Raw genomic sequence first — 17,790 nt, forward strand, 5'->3', positions numbered from 1 at the left:
GCCGGCGCTCAGAGCAGCACGTCGGTGACGGGCAGGGAGGAGTCCGCGGGCAGGTCCAGGTCGGAGGGGGTGCGCCCACGGCGGACGACCTCGGAGCCCAGCGCGGCGACCATGGCGCCGTTGTCGGTGCACAGGCCCGGGCGCGGCACGCGGACCCGTACGCCGGCGGCCTCGGCGCGCTCGACGGCCATCGCGCGCAGCCGGGAGTTGGCGGCGACGCCGCCGCCGATCAGCAGGTCCTCGATCCCCTGGCTGGTGGCGGCGTCCAGCGACTTGCGCACCAGCACGTCGCAGACCGCCTCCTGGAAGGACGCGGCGACGTCGGCGACCGGCACCGGCTCGCCGGCCCGCTCGCGCGCCTCCACCCACCGGGCGACCGCGGTCTTGAGCCCGGAGAAGGAGAAGTCGAAGCGGTGGCGCTCCAGGTCGCGGCGGCTCGACAGGCCGCGGGGGAACTGGATCGCCACCGAGGAGCCCGAGGCGGCGGCACGGTCGACGAACGGGCCGCCGGGGAAGCCGAGGCCGAGGAGGCGGGCGACCTTGTCGAAGGCCTCACCGGCCGCGTCGTCGATGGTGGCGCCGAGCGGGTCGACCCCGGCGGTCACGTCGTCGACGCGCAGCAGGCTGGAGTGGCCCCCGGAGACCAGCAGGGCGAGGCACGGCTCGGGCAGGGCGCCGTGCTCGAGGGTGTCCACGGCGACGTGGGCGGCGAGGTGGTTGACGCCGTAGAGGGGCCGGCCGAGACCGATCGCGAGCGCCTTGGCGGCCGCGACCCCGACCAGCAGCGCCCCGGCGAGCCCGGGGCCGGCGGTGACCGCCACGGCGTCGACGTCGGCGAGGCGCACCCCGGCGGTCTCGCAGGCCCGCTCGAGTGTCGGCACCATCGCCTCGAGGTGGGCCCGGCTGGCCACCTCGGGCACGACGCCGCCGAAGCGGGCGTGCTCCTCGACGCTGCTCGCGACCGCGTCGGCCAGCAGCGTGTGACCGCGCACCAGGCCGATGCCGGTCTCGTCGCAGGAGGTCTCGATGCCGAGGACCAGGGGGAGGTCAGCCACCCCTCCATCATGGCGGTCGCGGCGGGGCCGGTGATGATGGGTCGGTGCCGGACACGCTGCTCGAGGGACTGACCGACCCGTTCTGGCGCCACCACGTCGCGCCCGGGGCGGTGCGCCGGGCGTGGCGCCGCGGCGAGGCGGCCGTGGTCGAGATGGACCGGCCGATGGCCGACGGCGTGCGGGTGCTGACCGCCGGCGTGGGGCCCGCGGCCGACCTTGACCCCCTGATCGCCGAGGTCGCCGACGAGGCCGAGCGACCCTGGCGGCTGATCCTCGACGAGGCCTCCGCCGGCGCGCTGCCGCCCGCGTGGCGGCCCGCCGAGCCGCGCTCGTGGCACTGGATGCTGACCACGCAGGCACCGCCGGCACCACCGGCACCACCGCCCGCCGTCGAGGAGGTCGACCTCGCCTCGGACTCGGGCCAGGGTGCGGCCGCGGTCGACGCCGTCCTCGACGCCGCGATGCCCGAGACCCACGCGCGACCCGGCACGGCCGGCATCGAGTGCTGGCTCGGCGTCCGGGGCGCCGACGGGGTGCTCGCCGGCGTCGGGGCGCTGGCCCGCCAGCCCGACGGGACGGGCAACCTGCGCGGCATCGCCGTGCTCCCGTCGTACGGCGGGCAGGGGCTGGGCACCGCGCTGTCGGCGGCGCTGACCCGGCGGGCGCTGGCGGGGGCCTCGGGCGTGGCCACCCTCGGGGTGTACGTCGACAACGCGCCGGCGCTCGCGGTCTACGACCGGCTGGGCTTCCGCACCCGCCACACCTTCTACTCCGGTCGGCTCGCCGACTGAGGCCCCGACGGTTGCTCCTGCGCCTCCTCGTGCAGACGTCGCTCCATCACCACCGCGGTGGCGCGGTCCGCGTAGTAGTTGCGCCGTCGCGCGATCTCGGCGAAGCCGCGCGCCGCGTAGAAGGCCAGGGCCCCGTCGTTGTCCTCGCGGACCTCGAGCAGCAGCCGCGCGGCGCCGGCGGCCCGGGCCTCGTCCAGCACCGCGGCGAGCAGCGCGCTCGCGACCCCGGCCCGGCGGGCGGTGGCGGTGACGCCGATCCGCTGCAGCTCCGCGACGTCGGGCACCAGGCTCGCCACGGCGTGCCCGACCGAGCCCCTAGTCGTGCCCCCGGTCGTGCCCCCGGTCGTGCCCCCGGTCGCCCGGTCGCCCTCGGCGACGAGGTAGCGCACGGTCGGCAGGTCGCCGAGGATCCCGGCGCGCACCAGCGCGGGCGACCACGCGTCGGCGCCGAGGGCCTCGGCCTCGAGCGCCGCGACCGCGTCCACGTCGTCGCGGGTGGCGCGCCGGACCGTCACGCCCGCGGGGCCGGCGGCCGCCCGGGACCCCGGGCTCACGAGACGCGCTTGGACGACAGCCCGGCGACCGCGTCGGGCCGGCGCAGGTAGAGGGGCTCCGGGTCGAGCAGCTCGGCGTGCTCACCGGCGATCGTGCGGGCCAGGAAGCCGGCCGAGACGCGGGTCGGCCCGACCGCGTGGGCGAACGCCTCGGGGTAGAGCAGCGCCCCCTCCCCGACGACCGGCACCGCGGTGGCGACGTCGGCGGGCTTCGCCACGACCGGTCCCTCGAGGCGCCGGGCGCGCTCGTCGTAGGTCGCGACGTGGACCTCCTTGCGCCGGGCGTCGGAGGCCACGACGAACGGGGTGTCGACCTGTCCGCGGGCGACCGCCTCGACGGCGAGGACGTCGAGGCTGCACACCCCGTAGGCCGGGACGTCGAGGACGTGGGCCAGGACCCGGGCGGTGACGACACCGACCCGCAGCCCGGTGAACGGGCCCGGGCCGACGCCGACGCCGATCGCGGTGAGCTCGTCCCGGTCGACGCCGGCGCGCGCGAGGGCCTCGGCGATCGCGGGCGCGACCTGCTCGCCGTGCCGCATGCGCTCCTCGCCGGTCACCTCGGCGACGACGTCGGTGCCGTCGTGGACGGCGACGGTCACGTACGGCGTCGCGGTGTCGAGGGTCAGCAGCACCCGAGCAGGCTATCGAGCCGGCCAGGCGACGCCCGACCAGCGGTCGCCGACACCGGTGAGGGTGAGGACCCGCGGGTCCGCGGTCCCGGCGTCCGCCCCACGGTCGTCGGCACCCGCGTCGGCACCCGCGTCGGCACCCGCGTCGGCGCCGACCGCCCGCTCGATGCGCACCTCGAGCCGGTCGGCGGCGAGCACCTCGGCCAGGCCCTCGCCCCACTCGACGACGGTGACGGAGTCCTCGAGCTCGGCGTCGAGGTCGAGGTCGTCGAGCTCGGCCCCGCCGCCGAGGCGGTAGGCGTCGACGTGCACCAGCGCGGGCCCGCCGGTGGTGGAGGGGTGGACGCGGGCCAGGACGAAGGTCGGCGAGGTCACCGCCCCGCGCACGCCGAGCCCGGCGCCGAGCCCGCGGGTGAAGGTCGTCTTGCCCGCGCCGAGGCCTCCGACGAGGACCAGCAGGTCGCCGGGCCGCAGCAGGGCCGCGACCTCGGCGCCGAGGGCGAGCATGGCGTCGGTGTCGGCGACCTCGTAGATCGCCGACGCCTCAGGCGGCGCGCTCACGCGCCAGCTCCGTGGCCCGCTCGACCAGCGTGGCGAGCGCCTCGTCGACCCGCTCGTGCTGCTCGAGGATCACCAGGTGCCCGGCGCCCTCGCACTCGACCAGCTCGGCGCCGGGGACGCCCTCGGCGAGCCGGCGGCTGAGCCTGATCGGGGTCATCCGGTCCTTCGTGGCGCCGACGACGACGGTGGGCACGCCCTCCAGCGCGCCCAGCGCGGCGTACTTGTCGAGGCGGCGGAAGCTCGGGAAGAAGTCCGCGAGCACCTCGAACGGCGTCGCGGCGAGCATGTCGTCGACGAAGGCGAGCATCGTCTCGGGCACGGGGCCGCCGAAGGCGAACATGTCGGTGGCGACGAAGGCGACGTCGCGCCCCAGGCGCCGCACGCCGTCGACGGCGTGGTGCCCGCGGGAGAGCAGGGCGACCAGGCGGGTCGACAGCTCGCCGCCGATCGTCGAGGGCAGCATCGGCAGGACGCTCTTGTGGGGCTGCAGGCCGCCGGCGGCGGTCGCGACCAGCCCCACGCCGACCACCCGGTCCGCGAACAGCTCGGGGCGCTGCTCGGCCAGCGCGAGCAGCGTCATGCCGCCCATCGAGTGCCCGACGAGCACGACCGGACCCTCGGTGACCTCCTCGAGGACGCGTGCCAGGTCGGACCCGAGCTGGTCGATGGTGGCGTGCTCGGGCTCCGAGCGGCCGGACCGGCCGTGGGAGCGCTGGTCGTAGAGGACCGTGCGCAGCCGGCCGCGGAGCGCAGCGCGCTGGAAGTGCCAGCAGTCCAGGTTGAGGGCGTAGCCGTGGACGAGCACGACGGTCACCGGGCCGGCCGCGCCCCCGTCGCCCTGCTCGGGCCGGTCGACCTCGTCGACCTCGTCGACCTCGACGTGGAGCGGCACCCCGTCGTCGGCCACGACCGTGAGGGGCGTCGCGCGCAGCGAGCCCAGCTCGTGCTCGCGGCCCAGCGACCGCCCGGCGATGCTGCGGCGCCGGTGCACGGCCGCGCCGGCGGCCGCGCCCGTGACGGTGAGGCCCGCGACCCCCGCGATCAGACCGACGACGCCGCGCTTCATGCGTCCACCTCTCCGTGGTGGGTGCGCACCGTGCGCCACCCGCCCATCCGGGTCACGACCTCGTAGCCGATCGTGCCGCTCACCTCGGCCCACTCCGTCGCGCTCGGCTCGCCGCGGGCGGGGTCGCCGAGGAGCACCGCCTCGCTGCCGGGCTCGACGCGGTCCGCGTCGTCGGGGCCCAGCTCGACGACGACCTGGTCCATGCACACGGTCCCCCGGAGCGGGCGCCGGCGCCCGGCGACGAGGACCTCCGCGACGTCGGAGGCGTGCCGGGGCACGCCGTCGCCGTAGCCCGCCGGCACCAGGGCCACCCAGGTGTCGTGGGGTGCGGTCCAGCGGTGGCCGTAGGACACGCCCGCGCCCGCCTCGATCCGCTTCACCATCGCCACCCGCGCGCGCACCGACATCGCCGGCCGCAGCCCGAGGGCCGTCCAGTCGTGGGCGCCCGGCGCCGGGTCGACGCCGTAGGTCGCGATCCCGCAGCGCACCGCGTCGTACGCCGCGGCGGGACGCAGGAGGGCGGCGGCGGAGTTGGCGAGGTGGCGCAGGCCGGGGTCGACCCCGAGGTCGGCCATCGTGGCCAGGGCGGAGTCGAAGACCGCCTGCTGGGTGTCGTTGGCCGGGTGGGCGGGCTCGTCGGCGCAGGCGAAGTGCGACCAGGTGCCGGTGACGACGACGTCCCCGGCGTCGCGGGCCGCCGCCGCGGCGCGCACCAGGGCCGGCCACCCGGCGGGCGTCGCCCCGCCGCGCGAGAGGCCGGTGTCGACCTTGAGCTGCAGCCGCGCCGGGCGTCCGACGGCGCGGGCGGCGGCGGCGACGGCGGCCACCTCGTCGGGGGCGTACGCCGTGAGGTCGACGCCGGCGGCGACCGCGGGGCGCAGGTCGTCGCCGGGGGTCGTCAGCCAGCACAGCAGCGGCCCGGCGTCGCCCGCCGCGCGCAGGGCCAGCGCCTCCTCCGGCGTGGCGGTGGCCAGCCAGTCGGCGCCACCGGCCCGCGCGGCCCCGGCGGCCTCGACGAGCCCGTGGCCGTAGCCGTCGGCCTTGACCACGGCCATCAGCACCGCGGGGGCCACGAGCCCGCGCAGGCGGGCCACGTTGTCGCGGACCGCGTCGAGGTCGACGCGGACCTCGACGCGGGGCGGGGTCGTGGGCGGCGCGGGCACGCCGGGCAGTCTCTCAGCCCGCGCGGCGCTCAGGCGGGCAGGGCGCGCACCGCGGACGGGATCGCGCGGGCCACGTCACCGGCGACCAGCGGACCCCCCGCGGAGGCGAGGCGGGCCGCCGACCCGTGCAGCCAGGCGCCCACGGAGGCCGCGTCGTACGGCGCGAGGCCGGAGGCGAGCAGGGCCCCGACGAGGCCGGTGAGCACGTCGCCGGCCCCGGCGGTGGCCAGCCAGGCCGGGCCGGTGCCGACGGCCCGGACGTCGCCGTCGCGGTCGGCGACGAGCGTGCGCCGGCCCTTGAGGAGCACGACGGCGCCGAAGGTCTCGGCGGCGCGCCGCACGTGGGCCAGCGGCGCGGCCTCGACGGCGCTGCGCTCGACGTCGAGCATCGTGGCGAGCTCGCCGGCGTGCGGGGTCAGCACGGCGGCGCTCGCGAGGGGCCCACCGAAGTCGGTGACGTGGCGCAGCGCGTCGGCGTCGACGACCAGGGGCACCTCGTCGGCGCGGGCCTCCGCGAGGTGGCGCCGGGCGTCCTCGTCCCCGCCCGAGCCGACCGCCCACGCCTGCACGCGGCCGTCGCCGACGACCTCGGGGTGCTGGGCCTTGACGGTCGCGGCGACCTCGGCGTCCCCGACGTACCGGACCATGCCGGCGAGCCCGCTGGCCGCGCCGGCGACGCAGAGCAGCCCGGCGCCGGGGTAGCGCGCCGAGCCCGCACGGACGCCGACGACACCGCGGTCGTACTTCTGCGACTCCCCCACGGGCCGCGGCAGCAGCCGGGCGACGTCGCCGGCCTGCAGCGCCGTCACCGACGCCGGGGCCAGGACGAGGTCGCCGCCGGGACCGCCCAGCGGCACGACGTGGACCGGCCCGCACGCCGCGGCGGCCGGGTCGACGAGGTGGCAGACCCGGTGGGTGCCGAAGGTGACCGTGAGGTCGGCGGTGACGTGGGTGCCCTGTGCGGCGGTGGGCAGCTCGCCGGTGTCCACCCCGACGCCCGAGGGGACGTCGACCGCGACGACCGGCACGCCGGCCACCTCGGCCAGCGCCGCGGCGGCGTCGTCGCGCAGCCCCGGGCGCCCGCCGATGCCGACGACGGCGTCGAGGACCAGGTCGGGACGCCGACCGGGCTCGTCCGCGCCGAGCAGGCGCCCACCCGCCGCCCGCAGCGCCGCCAGCCCGGCCGGGTGCGGGGTCGACGACAGCGCCCGCACCTCGACCCGGCACCCGCGGCGCGCCAGCACGGCCCCGGCGTACAGGGCGTCGCCGCCGTTGTCGCCCGAGCCGACCAGCAGCCGCACGGTCCGCCCGTAGCAGGCGCCGAGCAGGTCGGCCACGAGGTGCGCCAGGCCGGTGGACGCACGCTCCATCAGCGCGCCCTCCGGCAGCGTCGCCATCAGCGCCGCCTCGGCCGACCGGATCTCCTCCACGGTGTGCGCACGCCTCATGCACCCAACCTAACGAGGCCCGAGTCGGCAGCTGTGTGCACGGCCGCAGGGCCGAGTCGGCACTTGCGCGCACGGCCGCAGGCCCGAGTCGGCAGTCGTGTGCACGGCCGCAGGCCCGAGGCGGCACTCGCGTGCGCACCCGGGCCGACTCGATGCCCTCCCGGTGCGCGTCCGGGCCGACTCGACGCCCTCCCGGTGCGCACCCGGGCCGACTCGACGCCCTCCCGGTGCACGCGCCTGCCGACTCAGCTCTCCAGGACCACCACGGCGGAGGCGATGCCGGCGTCGTGGGACAGCGACACGTGGAGGGAGACGACGCCGCGGGCGGCGCAGGCGTCGCGGACCGTGCCACGGACGTCGAGCCGGGGGCGGCCGGAGTCCTCGCTCACGACCTCCGCGTCGTGCCAGGCCAGGCCGCCGGGGGCGCCGAGGGCCTTCGCCAGGGCCTCCTTCGCCGCGAACCGGGCGGCCAGCGACGCGTCGCCGCGGGTCGCCTCGGCGACGGTGAACAGCCGGTCCCGCAGGCCCGGTGTACGACGGAGCGAGGCCGCGAACCGCTCGATCTCGCACACGTCGATGCCGACGCCGACGACCGCCACGGCGCGCTACTCGACCGTGACGGACTTGGCCAGGTTGCGCGGCTGGTCGACGTCGTGGCCCATCACCGTCGCGAGCTCGCAGGCGAACAGCTGCAGCGGCACCACCGCCACCAGCGGCTGGAGCAGCGTGGGGACCTTGGGCAGCGGGATCACCGTGTCGGCGTACGACGCGGCGTCGTCGCCCTCCTCGACCAGCGCGATCGTGCGGGCCCCGCGGGCGCGCACCTCCTGCACGGCGCTCGCCATCTTGTCGTGGAGCTGGTCGCGCCCCTTGGGGGGCATGACGCAGAAGACCGGGAGGCCCTCCTCGATCAGCGCGATCGGACCGTGCTTGAGCTCGCCGGCCGCGAAGCCCTCGGCGTGGATGTAGGCGAGCTCCTTGAGCTTGAGCGCGCCCTCGAGCGCGACCGGGAAGCCCGCGTGGCGTCCGAGGAACAGCACCGAGCGGGTGTCGGCGTGCTCCCGGGCCAGGGCGTAGATCTCCTCGCAGCGGTCGAGCTGCTGCTGCACCTTGGCGGGCACCAGCTCGAGCTCGCGCACGACGGCGGTGATCTCGTCGCCGAACTTCGTGCCGCGGACCTGGGCCAGGTAGAGGCCCAGCAGGTAGCAGGCGATGAGCTGGGTCAGGAAGCCCTTGGTGGAGGCGACGGCGATCTCGGGGCCGGCGTGGGTGTAGATCACCGCGTCGGACTCGCGCGGGATCGTGGAGCCGTTGGTGTTGCAGATCGCCAGGACCTTGGCCTTCTGCAGCTTGGCGTAGCGGATCGCCATGAGCGTGTCGGCGGTCTCGCCGGACTGGCTGATCGCCACCACCAGCGTGTTGCGGGTCAGGATCGGGTCGCGGTAGCGGAACTCGTGGGCGAGCTCGACCTCGCAGGGGATGCGGGTCCAGTGCTCGATCGCGTACTTCGCGACGAGCCCCGAGTAGTTGGCGGTGCCGCAGCCGATGACCACGATCTTGTCGATCTCGCGCAGCTCGCCCTCGGAGAGGCGCAGCTCGTCGAGCTGCAGCTGGCCCTCGGCGGACCAGCGGCCCAGGAGCGCGTCGGCGACCGCGCGCGGCTGCTCGAAGATCTCCTTGCGCATGTACCAGTCGTAGCCGTCCTTCTTGGCGGCCGAGAGGTCCCAGTCGACGTGGTAGCGGGTGCCCTCCGCGGGGCTGCCGTCGAAGCCGGTGACGACGACGCCGTCGGCGGTGATGGCCACGACCTGGTCCTGGCCCAGCTCGAGGGCCTCGCGGGTGTGCTCGATGAACGCCGCGACGTCGGAGCCGAGGAAGTTCTCGCCCTCGCCGATCCCGACGACGAGCGGGGAGTTGCGGCGGGCCGCGACGACGGTGCTCGGGTCCTCGGCGTCGACGGCGACGAGGGTGAAGGCCCCCTCGAGGCGGCGGCAGGTACGGCGCATGGCCTCGGACAGGTCGCCGGCCTCGGCCAGCTCGGCCTCCAGCACGTGGGCCGCGACCTCGGTGTCGGTCTCCGAGGCGAGCACGTGGCCGGCGGCCTCCAGCTCGGTCCGCAGCTGCACGTAGTTCTCGACGATGCCGTTGTGGACGAGCGCGATGCGGCTCTTCTCCCCGAGGTGGGGGTGGGCGTTGGCGTCGGTGGGCGCGCCGTGGGTCGCCCACCGGGTGTGGCCGATGCCCGTGGAGGACGCCGGCAGCGGCGCGGCCGCGAGCGCCGCCTCCAGGTTGGCCAGCTTGCCGGCTCGCTTGTCGGAGGCGATGGCGCCGCCGTCGACCAGGGCGATCCCCGCCGAGTCGTAGCCCCGGTACTCCAGCCGTCGCAGCCCCTCGACGACGACGTCCTGGGCCTGACGGTGTCCGACGTACCCCACGATTCCGCACATGGGCGCCGAGTCTAGGAGACGGCGCGCCGCGACCCCGCGTCCGCCGCTCCCGCAGGCCCCGCCCTAGGCTCACGCCCATGGCGAACGGCGGGCACGCGGCCGAGAGCTCCCCGTACGTCGAGCTCGAGCGCGCCGCCTGGGCCCGGCTGGCGAGCTCCGGCGACGACGCGCTGGACGCGGTCGAGATCGAGCGCGTCCGCGGACTCGGTGACCAGCTCGACCTCGACGAGGTCGAGCAGGTCTACCTGCCGCTGTCGCGCCTGCTGTCGCTGTACGTCGGGGCCGCGGGCGCGCTGCACCGGCGCCAGGAGGAGTTCCTCCACCGCACCCAGCCGCCGCGCACCCCGTTCGTGATCGGCCTGGCGGGCTCGGTGGCGGTCGGGAAGTCCACCACCGCCCGCGTGCTGCAGCACATGCTGGCCCACTGGCCCGAGCACCCCCAGGTGGCGCTCGTGACCACCGACGGGTTCCTGCTGCCCAACGCCGAGCTCGAGCGCCGCGGGCTGCTGCAGCGCAAGGGCTTCCCCGAGTCCTACGACCGCAAGGCGCTGCTGCGGTTCGTCGTCGACATCAAGTCCGGGCGCGAGGAGGTCGACGCGCCGACCTACGACCACCTCACCTACGACGTGGTGCCCGACCGCAAGGTCGCCGTGCGCCGGCCCGACATCGTCATCGTCGAGGGCCTCAACGTGCTGCAGCCCGCGGCCGTGCGCAGCGACGGGCGCACCGGGCTGGCCGTGTCGGACTTCTTCGACTTCTCGGTCTTCGTCGACGCCGCGACCTCCGACATCCGGCGCTGGTACGTCGAGCGGTTCCTGCGGCTGCGCGAGACCGCGTTCCGCGACCCGGCGTCCTACTTCGCCAAGTACGCCGCGCTCAGCGAGGCCGAGGCCCGCGCGGAGGCGGAGCGGATCTGGGACGCCATCAACGGCCCGAACCTGCGGGAGAACGTGCTCCCCACCCGGTCGCGCGCCACGCTCGTGCTCCGCAAGGACGCGGACCACTCGGTGCGCTACGTGCGACTGCGCAAGCTCTGACGGTCCGCCCGAGCCCTCGCGCGGGGCGGTGGGCGGCGGCTCAGCCGGGCTGGAAGCTGCGCAGGATCGCGTCCGCGGTCTCCGCGTCGACGCCCTCGGGCAGCTCGTCGCCCTCGGCGTCGAGGGCCCGCAGCAGCACCGCCGTGACCGCCCCGCGGTCCTCGCTCTCGGCCGAGACGACCCGGACCTCGGTCTCCTGCAGGTCGCAGCCGTCCTCGGCGGACGCCTCGATGACCGACGCCGAGGTCCAGGCGGTGGCACCGCTGTCGAGCTCGACCTCGCTCGAGGTCGGCTCGGTGGCGGCGAGGTCGTCGCCGTCGGAGGTCCGCAGCGCGGTCACCCACCGGTCGAGGACCCGGGCGGCCTCGTTCTGCGCGGAGGTGTTGAGATCGGGTGGGGTGGTGAAGCCGAGGACGGCGAGGGTCGCGTTCGGCACGTCGTCGCACCACGCGAGGTCCGAGATCGCGGGCGAGGAGAGGCGGACCCGGCCCTCGTCACCCTTCACGACGAACACGTCGTAGGTCTGCGTGGTCTCCCAGCCGCCGGTGCTGGGGATCAGCGCGCTCGTGCCCCCGCTGCCCTCGTAGCGGCGGAACCCGTCGGGCGCGAGGACGTCCTCGCCCGGCGGGGTCGCGGTGGGCGTCGTGCCGCCGTCGGCCTCCGGGATGTCGTCACCGCGGTACACCACGGCGGCGCTCACGCCGGAGACCAGGACCGCGAGCACGGCCAGCGGGGCGAGGGCTCCGGCGAGCGTCCGGCGCGCGGCGGGGCTCACGGCTGCTGCACCCGTGCGGAGGCGAGGATCTCGTCGAGCAGGTCGCTGCCGAGGCCGTCGGGCAGGTCCTCGCCGTCGACCGTCACGCCGCGGGAGCTGACGACGACCGCGACGTAGTCGCCGGTGTCGAAGGCGAGGAAGCGGAGCTCTGTCGCCGGGGGCGAGCAGCGGTCGCGGTCCTCGTCGAGGGCCTCGAAACGCATCGTCGCCAGCCTCGCCGGCGTGCCGTCGGCGATCTCGGTGTCGGCGTAGTCGACCTCGGGCGGCTCCTGGTCGCCCTCGAAGACGACCGGCAGCCAGCGCTCCAGGGTCTGGTCGACGGCGTCGCGGGCCGGGTCGTCGCCGGAGGTGTCGGAGATCGGGGCGGTGAGCCCGACGTAGGCGCGGTACTCCTCGAAGCCGGTCGGCGCGGTGCAGAAGCCGCGGTCGAGCAGGTAGGGGTCCTCGGTGCCCACGGTGGTCCCGTCGTCGGTCTGGTAACCGACCGTGAGGCCCTCCTCGGTCCACCCCTCCTCGGCCGAGGGGACGTCGACGGTCGCGTTGTCGCGGGCGTCGCCCGCCAGTCGCTGCCCGTCCGGGAACGCCAGCTCGGGCTCCGGGGCGGACGACGTGCTCGGTCCGGCGGGCGTCGAGGAGCCCGGGCCCACCGGGTCCGCGGTTGTGCCGTCGGTGCCGCCGCCGCGGTAGGTCACGCCGGCGACGGTGGCCGCGGCGAGGACCGCCAGCACGGCCAGGACCGCCAGGGCGGTGGCCACCGAGGTCGCCACGGCCGACGACCCGCGCTCGTCCCGCGCCACCCGTGCCCCCCTCGTCGGCCCCGATCCCTCGCGCGGCAACCTACCCCGCCGCCGGGGCTCCCACACCCGCCACGCCCCGGGCCGGCCTCCCGGGCACCGTCCGGCGCGGCCCACGTCGCAGGGACGCGCCGGCCACGGCGACCACGGCCGCCAGGACCAGCGCCGACGCCGGCGCGAGGACGGTCCACGGCGCCCGCTCGACGTACGCCGAGCCCTCGGCGAGCAGCAGGCCCCACTCGGGGGTCGGTGGAGCGGCACCCAGCCCGAGGAAGCCCAGCGAGGCCAGCGCGAGGGCCACCCCCGGCAGCCGGAGGGCCGCGTGGCGCACCACCGGCCCGGCCACCGCCGGCAGCACGTGGGCCCACAGCAGCCGGGCCCGGCCGACGCCCAGCAGCGGCAGCACCTCGACGTGCGGCGCGCGACGGGCCTCCTCCACGAGCGCGGCGGTGTGGGCGGCCAGCGGCGACCACGACACGAGGCCGACCGCGACCGCCGCGGCCAGGACCGAGGGGCCCGACAGGGCGACCACGAGGAGACCGACGACCACGGGCGGCAGCGCGTTGGCGACCTCGACCGGGCCCGCGCAGGCGCGGGGCAGGCAGCCGAGGAGCAGCCCGACGACCGTGCAGACCGCCAGCACCGCCAGCGCCGTGCCGAGGGTGGTGACGGCCCCGTGGCCGACCCGGGCGAGCAGGTCGCGCCCGGACGCGTCGGCGCCGAGCGGCAGCGCCCACGACGGCGGCGCGAGCCGCGGGTGGGACGAGCCCGTCGGGTCGCGCACCAGACCGGCCACGACCGTCACGGCCAGCAGGCCCCCGGCGCCGAGGACCACCGCCAGGTCCCGGCGACGGCTGCGGGGCTCCGGCGGCGGGGGCGGCAGCTCGGGCTCGCGGGCACCACCCAGCAGCAGCCACCGCAGGGCCGCGACGGCGCCGCCGAGGAGGACCGCGAGGCCGAGGAGCGCGAGCAGTCCGGCCTGGAGGACCGGGAGGTCCTGCGCGGCCGCCGCCCCGAGCGTGAGGCGGCCGAGGCCGGGGATCGCGAAGACCTCCTCGACCGCCACCGCTCCCCCGGTCACGCCGACGACCACGAGGGCCGCCTGGCCGGCGACCGACGGCACGGCGCGGCGCAGCACGGCCAGGCCCGTCGCGACCCGGCCGTGGCCGGCCAGGAGCCAGGTCCGCACCCAGGGCTCGGCCGCGGCGGCGGCCACGGCCGTCCCGAGCAGCCGGCCCAGCAGGCCGCCCGCCGGCAGGCCGAGCGCGAGCGCGGGCAGGGGGAGGTTCGCCGCCCCCGCCCACCCGTACGGCGGGAACCAGCCCAGCCAGACCGCGCCGACGAGCAGCAGCAGCGTGGCGAGCACGAACTCCGGGAGGGCGACCAGCGCCGCGCCGAGCGCCCCCGTCCCGGCCTGCGGCCGCCCGCGCAGCCCGGCGCGCAGCACGGGCGCGACCGACGCGGCCAGCAGCACCGCCGCGACCGCCAGTGCGGCGAGCGTGAGGGTCAGCGAGACCCCGAGCGCGGCGAGCAGGCCACCGGCGACGGGCCGGCCGCTGATCCAGGACTCGCCGAGGTCGCCGACCAGCAGCCCGCCGAGCCAGTCGCCGGCCACCGCGAGCGGCCCGGCGTCGAGCCCCAGCTCGACCCGGACGGCGGCGAGCGCCTCCGGCGTGGCCTCGCGGTCGGCGTACCGCGCCCGCAGGACGGTGTACGCCGCGTCCCGGCCCGAGAGCCACGGCAGCAGGGCCACGCCCCCGACGACCGCGAGCACCGCGACCACGCGCGACAGCGCGGCCACCGGCACCCGCCGCGCCCCGCCGGACGACCCCGTCACCTCGGACTCCCCCGGCCGCTCAGCGCTCGACGCGCGTGCCGGAGTCCACCAGCTCGCGCTCGCGCGGGTCGCGCAGCGCACCCCGGACGCCCGCGGCCTCGCCCTGCGAGACGCGCTCGTGGAGCAGCGGGATGGCGGCGTCGGTGGCGAGCAGCTCCGCCTCGGCGGCGATGATCGCGGCCCGGCGCTCGTCGCCCGCGGGGGTGCGGGCGGCCTCCTCGACGGCGGCGTCCACGGCCGGGTCGCAGAGCTGCGAGAGGTTGAAGGACCCCTCGCAGCCGAAGTCGCTCGCGAGGTAGGCGACCGGGTCGCCGGAGTCGAGCACCGTCGCGCGGGACAGCAGGAAGGCGTCGAACGCGCCGTCGATGGCGTCGGACTCGATGAACTGGTACTCCCGCACGTCCTGGGTGACCTCGAAGCCCGCGTCCTCGAGCTGCTGCTCGAGCAGCACGGCGACCTCGGGCAGCTCGGCGCGGTCGGTGAAGGTGCCGAGGGTGATCGGTGCGCCGTCGACCTCGGCGGGCGTCGCGGGCTCGACCCGCCCGCCCACCGTCGCGGCCCACGAGCCGCCCTCGCGCAACGGCGCGGCCCACGGCAGGGCCGGGCCGAGGAGGCCCGTGGCCTCGTCGGCGCTGCCCTCGTAGACGTCGGCGACGATCCGCGCCGGGTCGAGCGCCTCCCGGGCGGCGGCGCGGACGGCCGGGTCCGCGAAGGGACCGCGGTCGGTGTTGAGGTAGAGGGTGTTGGTGCGCGGCATGGCGACCTCGTGGAGCAGGTCGGGGTCGATGCCCGCCTGCTGCGAGACCGGCACCGCCTCGACGACGTCGGCCTCGCCGGTGCGCAGCGCCGCGCCCCGCGCGGTGCCGTCGGGCACGTACGAGACGTCGATGCCGGCCGCGGCCGCGGGCTCGCCCCAGTAGTCGTCGAAGCGGTCGAGCGTGGCGCCGGCGGTCCCGTCGGAGGCGACCAGCTCGAACGGCCCGGTGCCCGTGCCGACCGGGTCGACCGGGCCGTCGCCGTCGTACGCCGCGGGGGCGAGGACGGCGAGCTGGGGGCTGGAGAGACGGGCCGGGAGGAGGGGGTCCACCTCGCCCGTGGTCAGGACGACGGCGTCGTCGCCGTCGGTGGCGACGTCGAGGGAGAAGCCGTCGAGGATCCGCGGGACGGGCGAGGCGTCGACCGCGGCCTGCAGGGCGCCGGCCACGGCGTCGGCGTCCATCGGGGTGCCGTCGTGGAAGACGACGTCCTCGCGCAGCTCGAGGCGCCACTCGCGGGGCGCGGTCTGCTCCCAGGAGGTCGCGAGCCCCGGCCGGGGGTCGCCGGCGTCGTCGAGCTCGACGAGGGTCTCGGCCGTGCTCCACCGCGAGAGCTTGAACGCGTCGTCGGACAGCGGGCTCAGGCCCGACCGCGGGGGCTGCAGCATCGCGAGCCGCAGGCGCTGGTCGCCGGAGCCGTCGGCGCCGTCGGCTCCCCCGGCGCCGCCGGAGAAGCAGCCGGTGGTGAGGGCGGGCAGGGCGAGCACGGCGGCGAGGGTCAGCGCGGGCTTCTTCATCGGGTCTCCTGGGGCTCGGGGGCGGGGGCGTCGGGAGCAGGGGCGTCGGGGGCGGTGCGCAGCAGCCGGGGGGCGACCACGGCGGGCACGAGCGGCAGGACGGCGAGGACGACCCACACCGCGGCGGCGCCGGCGCCGGGCGTGGCCGCGGCCGGGTAGAGCAGGCCGAGGCCGGTGTTGCCGACCAGGACGGCCACGCCGCCGGCGGTCGCCATGAGTCCGTACGAGGCGCCCAGCGCGGTGGCGGGGGCCAGACGTCCGACGGCCTCGAGGGTCACCGGGGTGACGACGAGGTGGCCGAGCACCAGCAGGCCGACGGCGAGCGCGACCGGCGCCCAGGCGACCTCCGGCACGGGCCGGGGCGCCGCGACGGCGAGGACGGCGAAGCCGCCGCCGAGGACCAGGTAGCCGGTGCGGACCGACGCCGGTGCACCGGCACGACGGCACAGGCGCGCGACGGGCAGCTGCAGCAGGACGGTGGCCACGGAGGCGCCGGCGAACAGCGCACCGAGCGTGCCGACGCCGAGACCGACGCGCTCGAGCTCGACCGGCAGCCCCAGGTAGAGCTGGTTGTAGGCCAGCAGGTTGACCGAGCAGACCGCCGCGAGCAGCACGATCCGGCGCGGCGGGAGCCGACGGGCCCGCGCGGCGGCGGTCCCCGACGGCCCGGCCCCCGACCGCCCGGCCGGTGCGGCCCCGGCCGGTCGGTCGTCGCCGAGCATCACGGCCAGGAGGAGCCCGATCACCACGAACACGACCGCGCCGCCGCCGGCGACCGCGGCGAAGCCCCAGCCGAGCAGGAGCGCGCCGAGCAGCGGGCCGAGGACGGCTCCGGTCTCCCCCGCGACGCTGAGCAGCGCGAAGGTGCTGGCCCGGCCCTGCGCGGCACGCTCCACCCCGGCGCGGGCCACGAGCGTCTCGAGCGCCGGCGAGAACATCGCCCCGCCGAGCCCGGTGAGCACGACCCCGAGCACGAACAGCCAGAGCTGTCCCGGCACCGCCAGCAGCGCGAAGCCGAGCACGCGGACGGCGCACCCGAGGAGCACGAGGCTGCGGGCGCCGTACGCGTCGACGAGGAGGCCGCCGAGCAGGAACATGCCCTGCTGGGCGAAGGTGCGCAGGCCGAGCACGGCGCCGACCGCGGCGCCGGACAGGGCGAAGTCGTCGCGCAGGACGATCGCGAGGAACGGCACGACGGCGTAGAAGCCCGTGTTGAAGACGAGCTGCGCGCCGAGGAGCGGTCCGAGGGGCGGCAGCGGGGGGCGGGCGCTCACGCCTCGACCACGCGCGGGCGGCGCGGTGCGGCGTCGAGCAGGGCCCGGGTGGCGGGGTGGCCGGGGTCGGCGAGGAGGTCGCGGGTCGCACGGTGCTCCGCGGTGCGGCCGTCGTCGAGCACGAGGAGCCGCTCGCACAGGCGCGCGGTGGCGCCGAGGTCGTGGGAGACCCACACGAGGCCGAGCCGGCCCGAGCCGACGAGTCCGTCGAGCAGGTCGAGGACCAGCTCGCGCAGCTCCGGGTCCAGCCCGGCGACCGGCTCGTCCGCGACCACGACCCGGGCCCCGGTGACGAGCGCGCGGGCGATGGCGGCGCGCTGCGCCTGCCCGCCGGACAGCTCGTGCGGGCGCCGGTCGCGCAGGTGGGGCTCCAGGCCGACGGCGTCGCAGGCCTCCGCGACGAGCTCGGCGTGCCGCGCACGGTCGCCGGGGACGCGGAGCCGCCGCAGCGGCTCGGTGAGGCTGCGGCCGATCGGACGTCGGGGGTCGAGGCTGCCGGCGGGGTGCTGCGGGACGTAGCCGAGCCCGCGGCGCAGCCGCCGGGAGTCGGGCCCGGTCCCCCGCGGCAGCGGCTCACCGCACCAGCGGACCTCCCCCGCGTTGGGGCGCGCCAGGCCCAGCAGGAGCCGGACCAGGGTGGTCTTGCCCGCTCCCGAGCGGCCGACGACGCCGAGCGCCGTACCGGGCTCCACGTCCAGGTCGACGCCGACCAGCCGCTCGCCGTACGACGCGCCGACCGCCTCGAGCCGGGGGGCGACGGGGGCGGTCCCGCCCGCCGGCACGACCGGGCCTCCGGACCCTCCG

At 77.3% G+C, this 17,790-nt stretch carries 17 protein-coding genes; 2 read left to right on the forward strand and 15 right to left on the reverse strand.

Features of this window, described 5'->3' with window-relative positions:
- Positions 1-8: 8 nt before the first annotated feature.
- Positions 9-1,055, reverse strand: a complete 1,047-nt coding sequence (gene tsaD / locus ABD158_RS15520) for a tRNA (adenosine(37)-N6)-threonylcarbamoyltransferase complex transferase subunit TsaD (RefSeq protein WP_344008474.1) — start codon at positions 1,053-1,055, stop codon at positions 9-11.
- 44 nt (positions 1,056-1,099) lie between these two features.
- Between tsaD and ABD158_RS15525 the strand changes: the two genes are divergently transcribed.
- On the forward strand, positions 1,100-1,846 hold the full coding sequence (locus ABD158_RS15525; protein ID WP_344008475.1) for a GNAT family N-acetyltransferase: 747 nt from the start codon (positions 1,100-1,102) through the stop codon (positions 1,844-1,846).
- Here ABD158_RS15525 and ABD158_RS15530 read toward each other — a convergent pair.
- The 8 genes from ABD158_RS15530 to glmS all read right to left on the reverse strand — a co-directional run bounded on the left by ABD158_RS15530 (position 1,822) and on the right by glmS (position 9,717).
- Complete coding sequence (locus ABD158_RS15530; RefSeq protein WP_344008476.1) at positions 1,822-2,400, reverse strand: GNAT family N-acetyltransferase; 579 nt, start codon at positions 2,398-2,400, stop codon at positions 1,822-1,824. The genes ABD158_RS15525 and ABD158_RS15530 overlap by 25 nt on opposite strands.
- Entirely contained in the window at positions 2,397-3,035 is a 639-nt protein-coding gene (gene tsaB, locus ABD158_RS15535; RefSeq protein ID WP_344008477.1) for a tRNA (adenosine(37)-N6)-threonylcarbamoyltransferase complex dimerization subunit type 1 TsaB, read from the reverse strand. The genes ABD158_RS15530 and tsaB overlap by 4 nt, the downstream gene beginning before the upstream one ends.
- Before the next feature lie 9 nt (positions 3,036-3,044).
- Entirely contained in the window at positions 3,045-3,593 is a 549-nt protein-coding gene (gene tsaE / locus ABD158_RS15540) for a tRNA (adenosine(37)-N6)-threonylcarbamoyltransferase complex ATPase subunit type 1 TsaE (protein WP_344008478.1), read from the reverse strand.
- Positions 3,577-4,659, reverse strand: a complete 1,083-nt coding sequence (locus ABD158_RS15545; protein ID WP_344008479.1) for an alpha/beta fold hydrolase — start codon at positions 4,657-4,659, stop codon at positions 3,577-3,579. Before ABD158_RS15545 ends, tsaE begins: the two co-directional genes overlap by 17 nt.
- A complete protein-coding gene (gene alr, locus ABD158_RS15550; protein WP_344008480.1) occupies positions 4,656-5,822 on the reverse strand; it encodes an alanine racemase in 1,167 nt (388 codons plus the stop codon). The genes ABD158_RS15545 and alr overlap by 4 nt, the downstream gene beginning before the upstream one ends.
- 29 nt (positions 5,823-5,851) lie before the next feature.
- Positions 5,852-7,270 carry a bifunctional ADP-dependent NAD(P)H-hydrate dehydratase/NAD(P)H-hydrate epimerase gene (locus ABD158_RS15555; protein ID WP_344008481.1) on the reverse strand — a complete coding sequence of 473 codons (1,419 nt, stop codon included), beginning with the start codon at positions 7,268-7,270 and terminating at the stop codon, positions 5,852-5,854.
- A 245-nt stretch (positions 7,271-7,515) separates the two neighbouring features.
- A complete protein-coding gene (locus ABD158_RS15560) occupies positions 7,516-7,869 on the reverse strand; it encodes a holo-ACP synthase (RefSeq protein WP_344008482.1) in 354 nt (117 codons plus the stop codon).
- Between the two features lie 6 nt (positions 7,870-7,875).
- On the reverse strand, positions 7,876-9,717 hold the full coding sequence (glmS, locus tag ABD158_RS15565) for a glutamine--fructose-6-phosphate transaminase (isomerizing) (protein ID WP_344008483.1): 1,842 nt from the start codon (positions 9,715-9,717) through the stop codon (positions 7,876-7,878).
- A 77-nt stretch (positions 9,718-9,794) separates the two neighbouring features.
- Here glmS and coaA point away from each other — a divergent pair, with 77 nt between their 5' ends.
- Positions 9,795-10,754, forward strand: coding sequence for a type I pantothenate kinase (gene coaA / locus ABD158_RS15570; RefSeq protein ID WP_344008485.1), 960 nt, complete (start codon positions 9,795-9,797; stop codon positions 10,752-10,754).
- Between the two features lie 40 nt (positions 10,755-10,794).
- On the opposite strand, the gene ABD158_RS15575 is transcribed toward coaA, so the two are convergent.
- From ABD158_RS15575 to ABD158_RS15600, 6 genes are read right to left on the reverse strand one after another with little or no spacing between them, the layout of a single operon-like run.
- Entirely contained in the window at positions 10,795-11,529 is a 735-nt protein-coding gene (locus tag ABD158_RS15575; protein ID WP_344008486.1) for a DUF8017 domain-containing protein, read from the reverse strand.
- Positions 11,526-12,326 carry a hypothetical protein gene (locus ABD158_RS15580; protein WP_344008487.1) on the reverse strand — a complete coding sequence of 267 codons (801 nt, stop codon included), beginning with the start codon at positions 12,324-12,326 and terminating at the stop codon, positions 11,526-11,528. Before ABD158_RS15580 ends, ABD158_RS15575 begins: the two co-directional genes overlap by 4 nt.
- 40 nt (positions 12,327-12,366) lie before the next feature.
- The gene (locus tag ABD158_RS15585) at positions 12,367-14,160 is read right to left on the reverse strand and encodes an ABC transporter permease subunit (RefSeq protein WP_344008488.1); all 1,794 of its coding nucleotides are present in this window, start codon (positions 14,158-14,160) and stop codon (positions 12,367-12,369) included.
- A 19-nt stretch (positions 14,161-14,179) separates the two neighbouring features.
- A complete protein-coding gene (locus tag ABD158_RS15590; protein WP_344008490.1) occupies positions 14,180-15,712 on the reverse strand; it encodes an ABC transporter substrate-binding protein in 1,533 nt (510 codons plus the stop codon).
- A complete protein-coding gene (locus ABD158_RS15595; RefSeq protein WP_344008491.1) occupies positions 15,709-16,986 on the reverse strand; it encodes an MFS transporter in 1,278 nt (425 codons plus the stop codon). Before ABD158_RS15595 ends, ABD158_RS15590 begins: the two co-directional genes overlap by 4 nt.
- The gene (locus ABD158_RS15600; protein ID WP_344008492.1) at positions 16,983-17,768 is read right to left on the reverse strand and encodes an ATP-binding cassette domain-containing protein; all 786 of its coding nucleotides are present in this window, start codon (positions 17,766-17,768) and stop codon (positions 16,983-16,985) included. Before ABD158_RS15600 ends, ABD158_RS15595 begins: the two co-directional genes overlap by 4 nt.
- Positions 17,769-17,790: the final 22 nt, after the last annotated feature.

The sequence above is a fragment of the Nocardioides lentus genome, from assembly GCF_039529515.1.
GTDB lineage: Bacteria > Actinomycetota > Actinomycetes > Propionibacteriales > Nocardioidaceae > Nocardioides > Nocardioides lentus.

What these genes read in the sequence shown, in the direction of transcription:
- ABD158_RS15590 (WP_344008490.1), bottom strand. Translation starts at nt 15,712, where the DNA reads ATGAAGAAGCCCGCGCTGACCCTCGCCGCCGTGCTCGCCCTGCCCGCC.
- ABD158_RS15545 (WP_344008479.1), bottom strand. Translation starts at nt 4,659, where the DNA reads ATGAAGCGCGGCGTCGTCGGTCTGATCGCGGGGGTCGCGGGCCTCACC.
- coaA (WP_344008485.1), top strand. Translation starts at nt 9,795, where the DNA reads ATGGCGAACGGCGGGCACGCGGCCGAGAGCTCCCCGTACGTCGAGCTC.
- ABD158_RS15555 (WP_344008481.1), bottom strand. Translation starts at nt 7,270, where the DNA reads ATGAGGCGTGCGCACACCGTGGAGGAGATCCGGTCGGCCGAGGCGGCG.
- glmS (WP_344008483.1), bottom strand. Translation starts at nt 9,717, where the DNA reads ATGTGCGGAATCGTGGGGTACGTCGGACACCGTCAGGCCCAGGACGTC.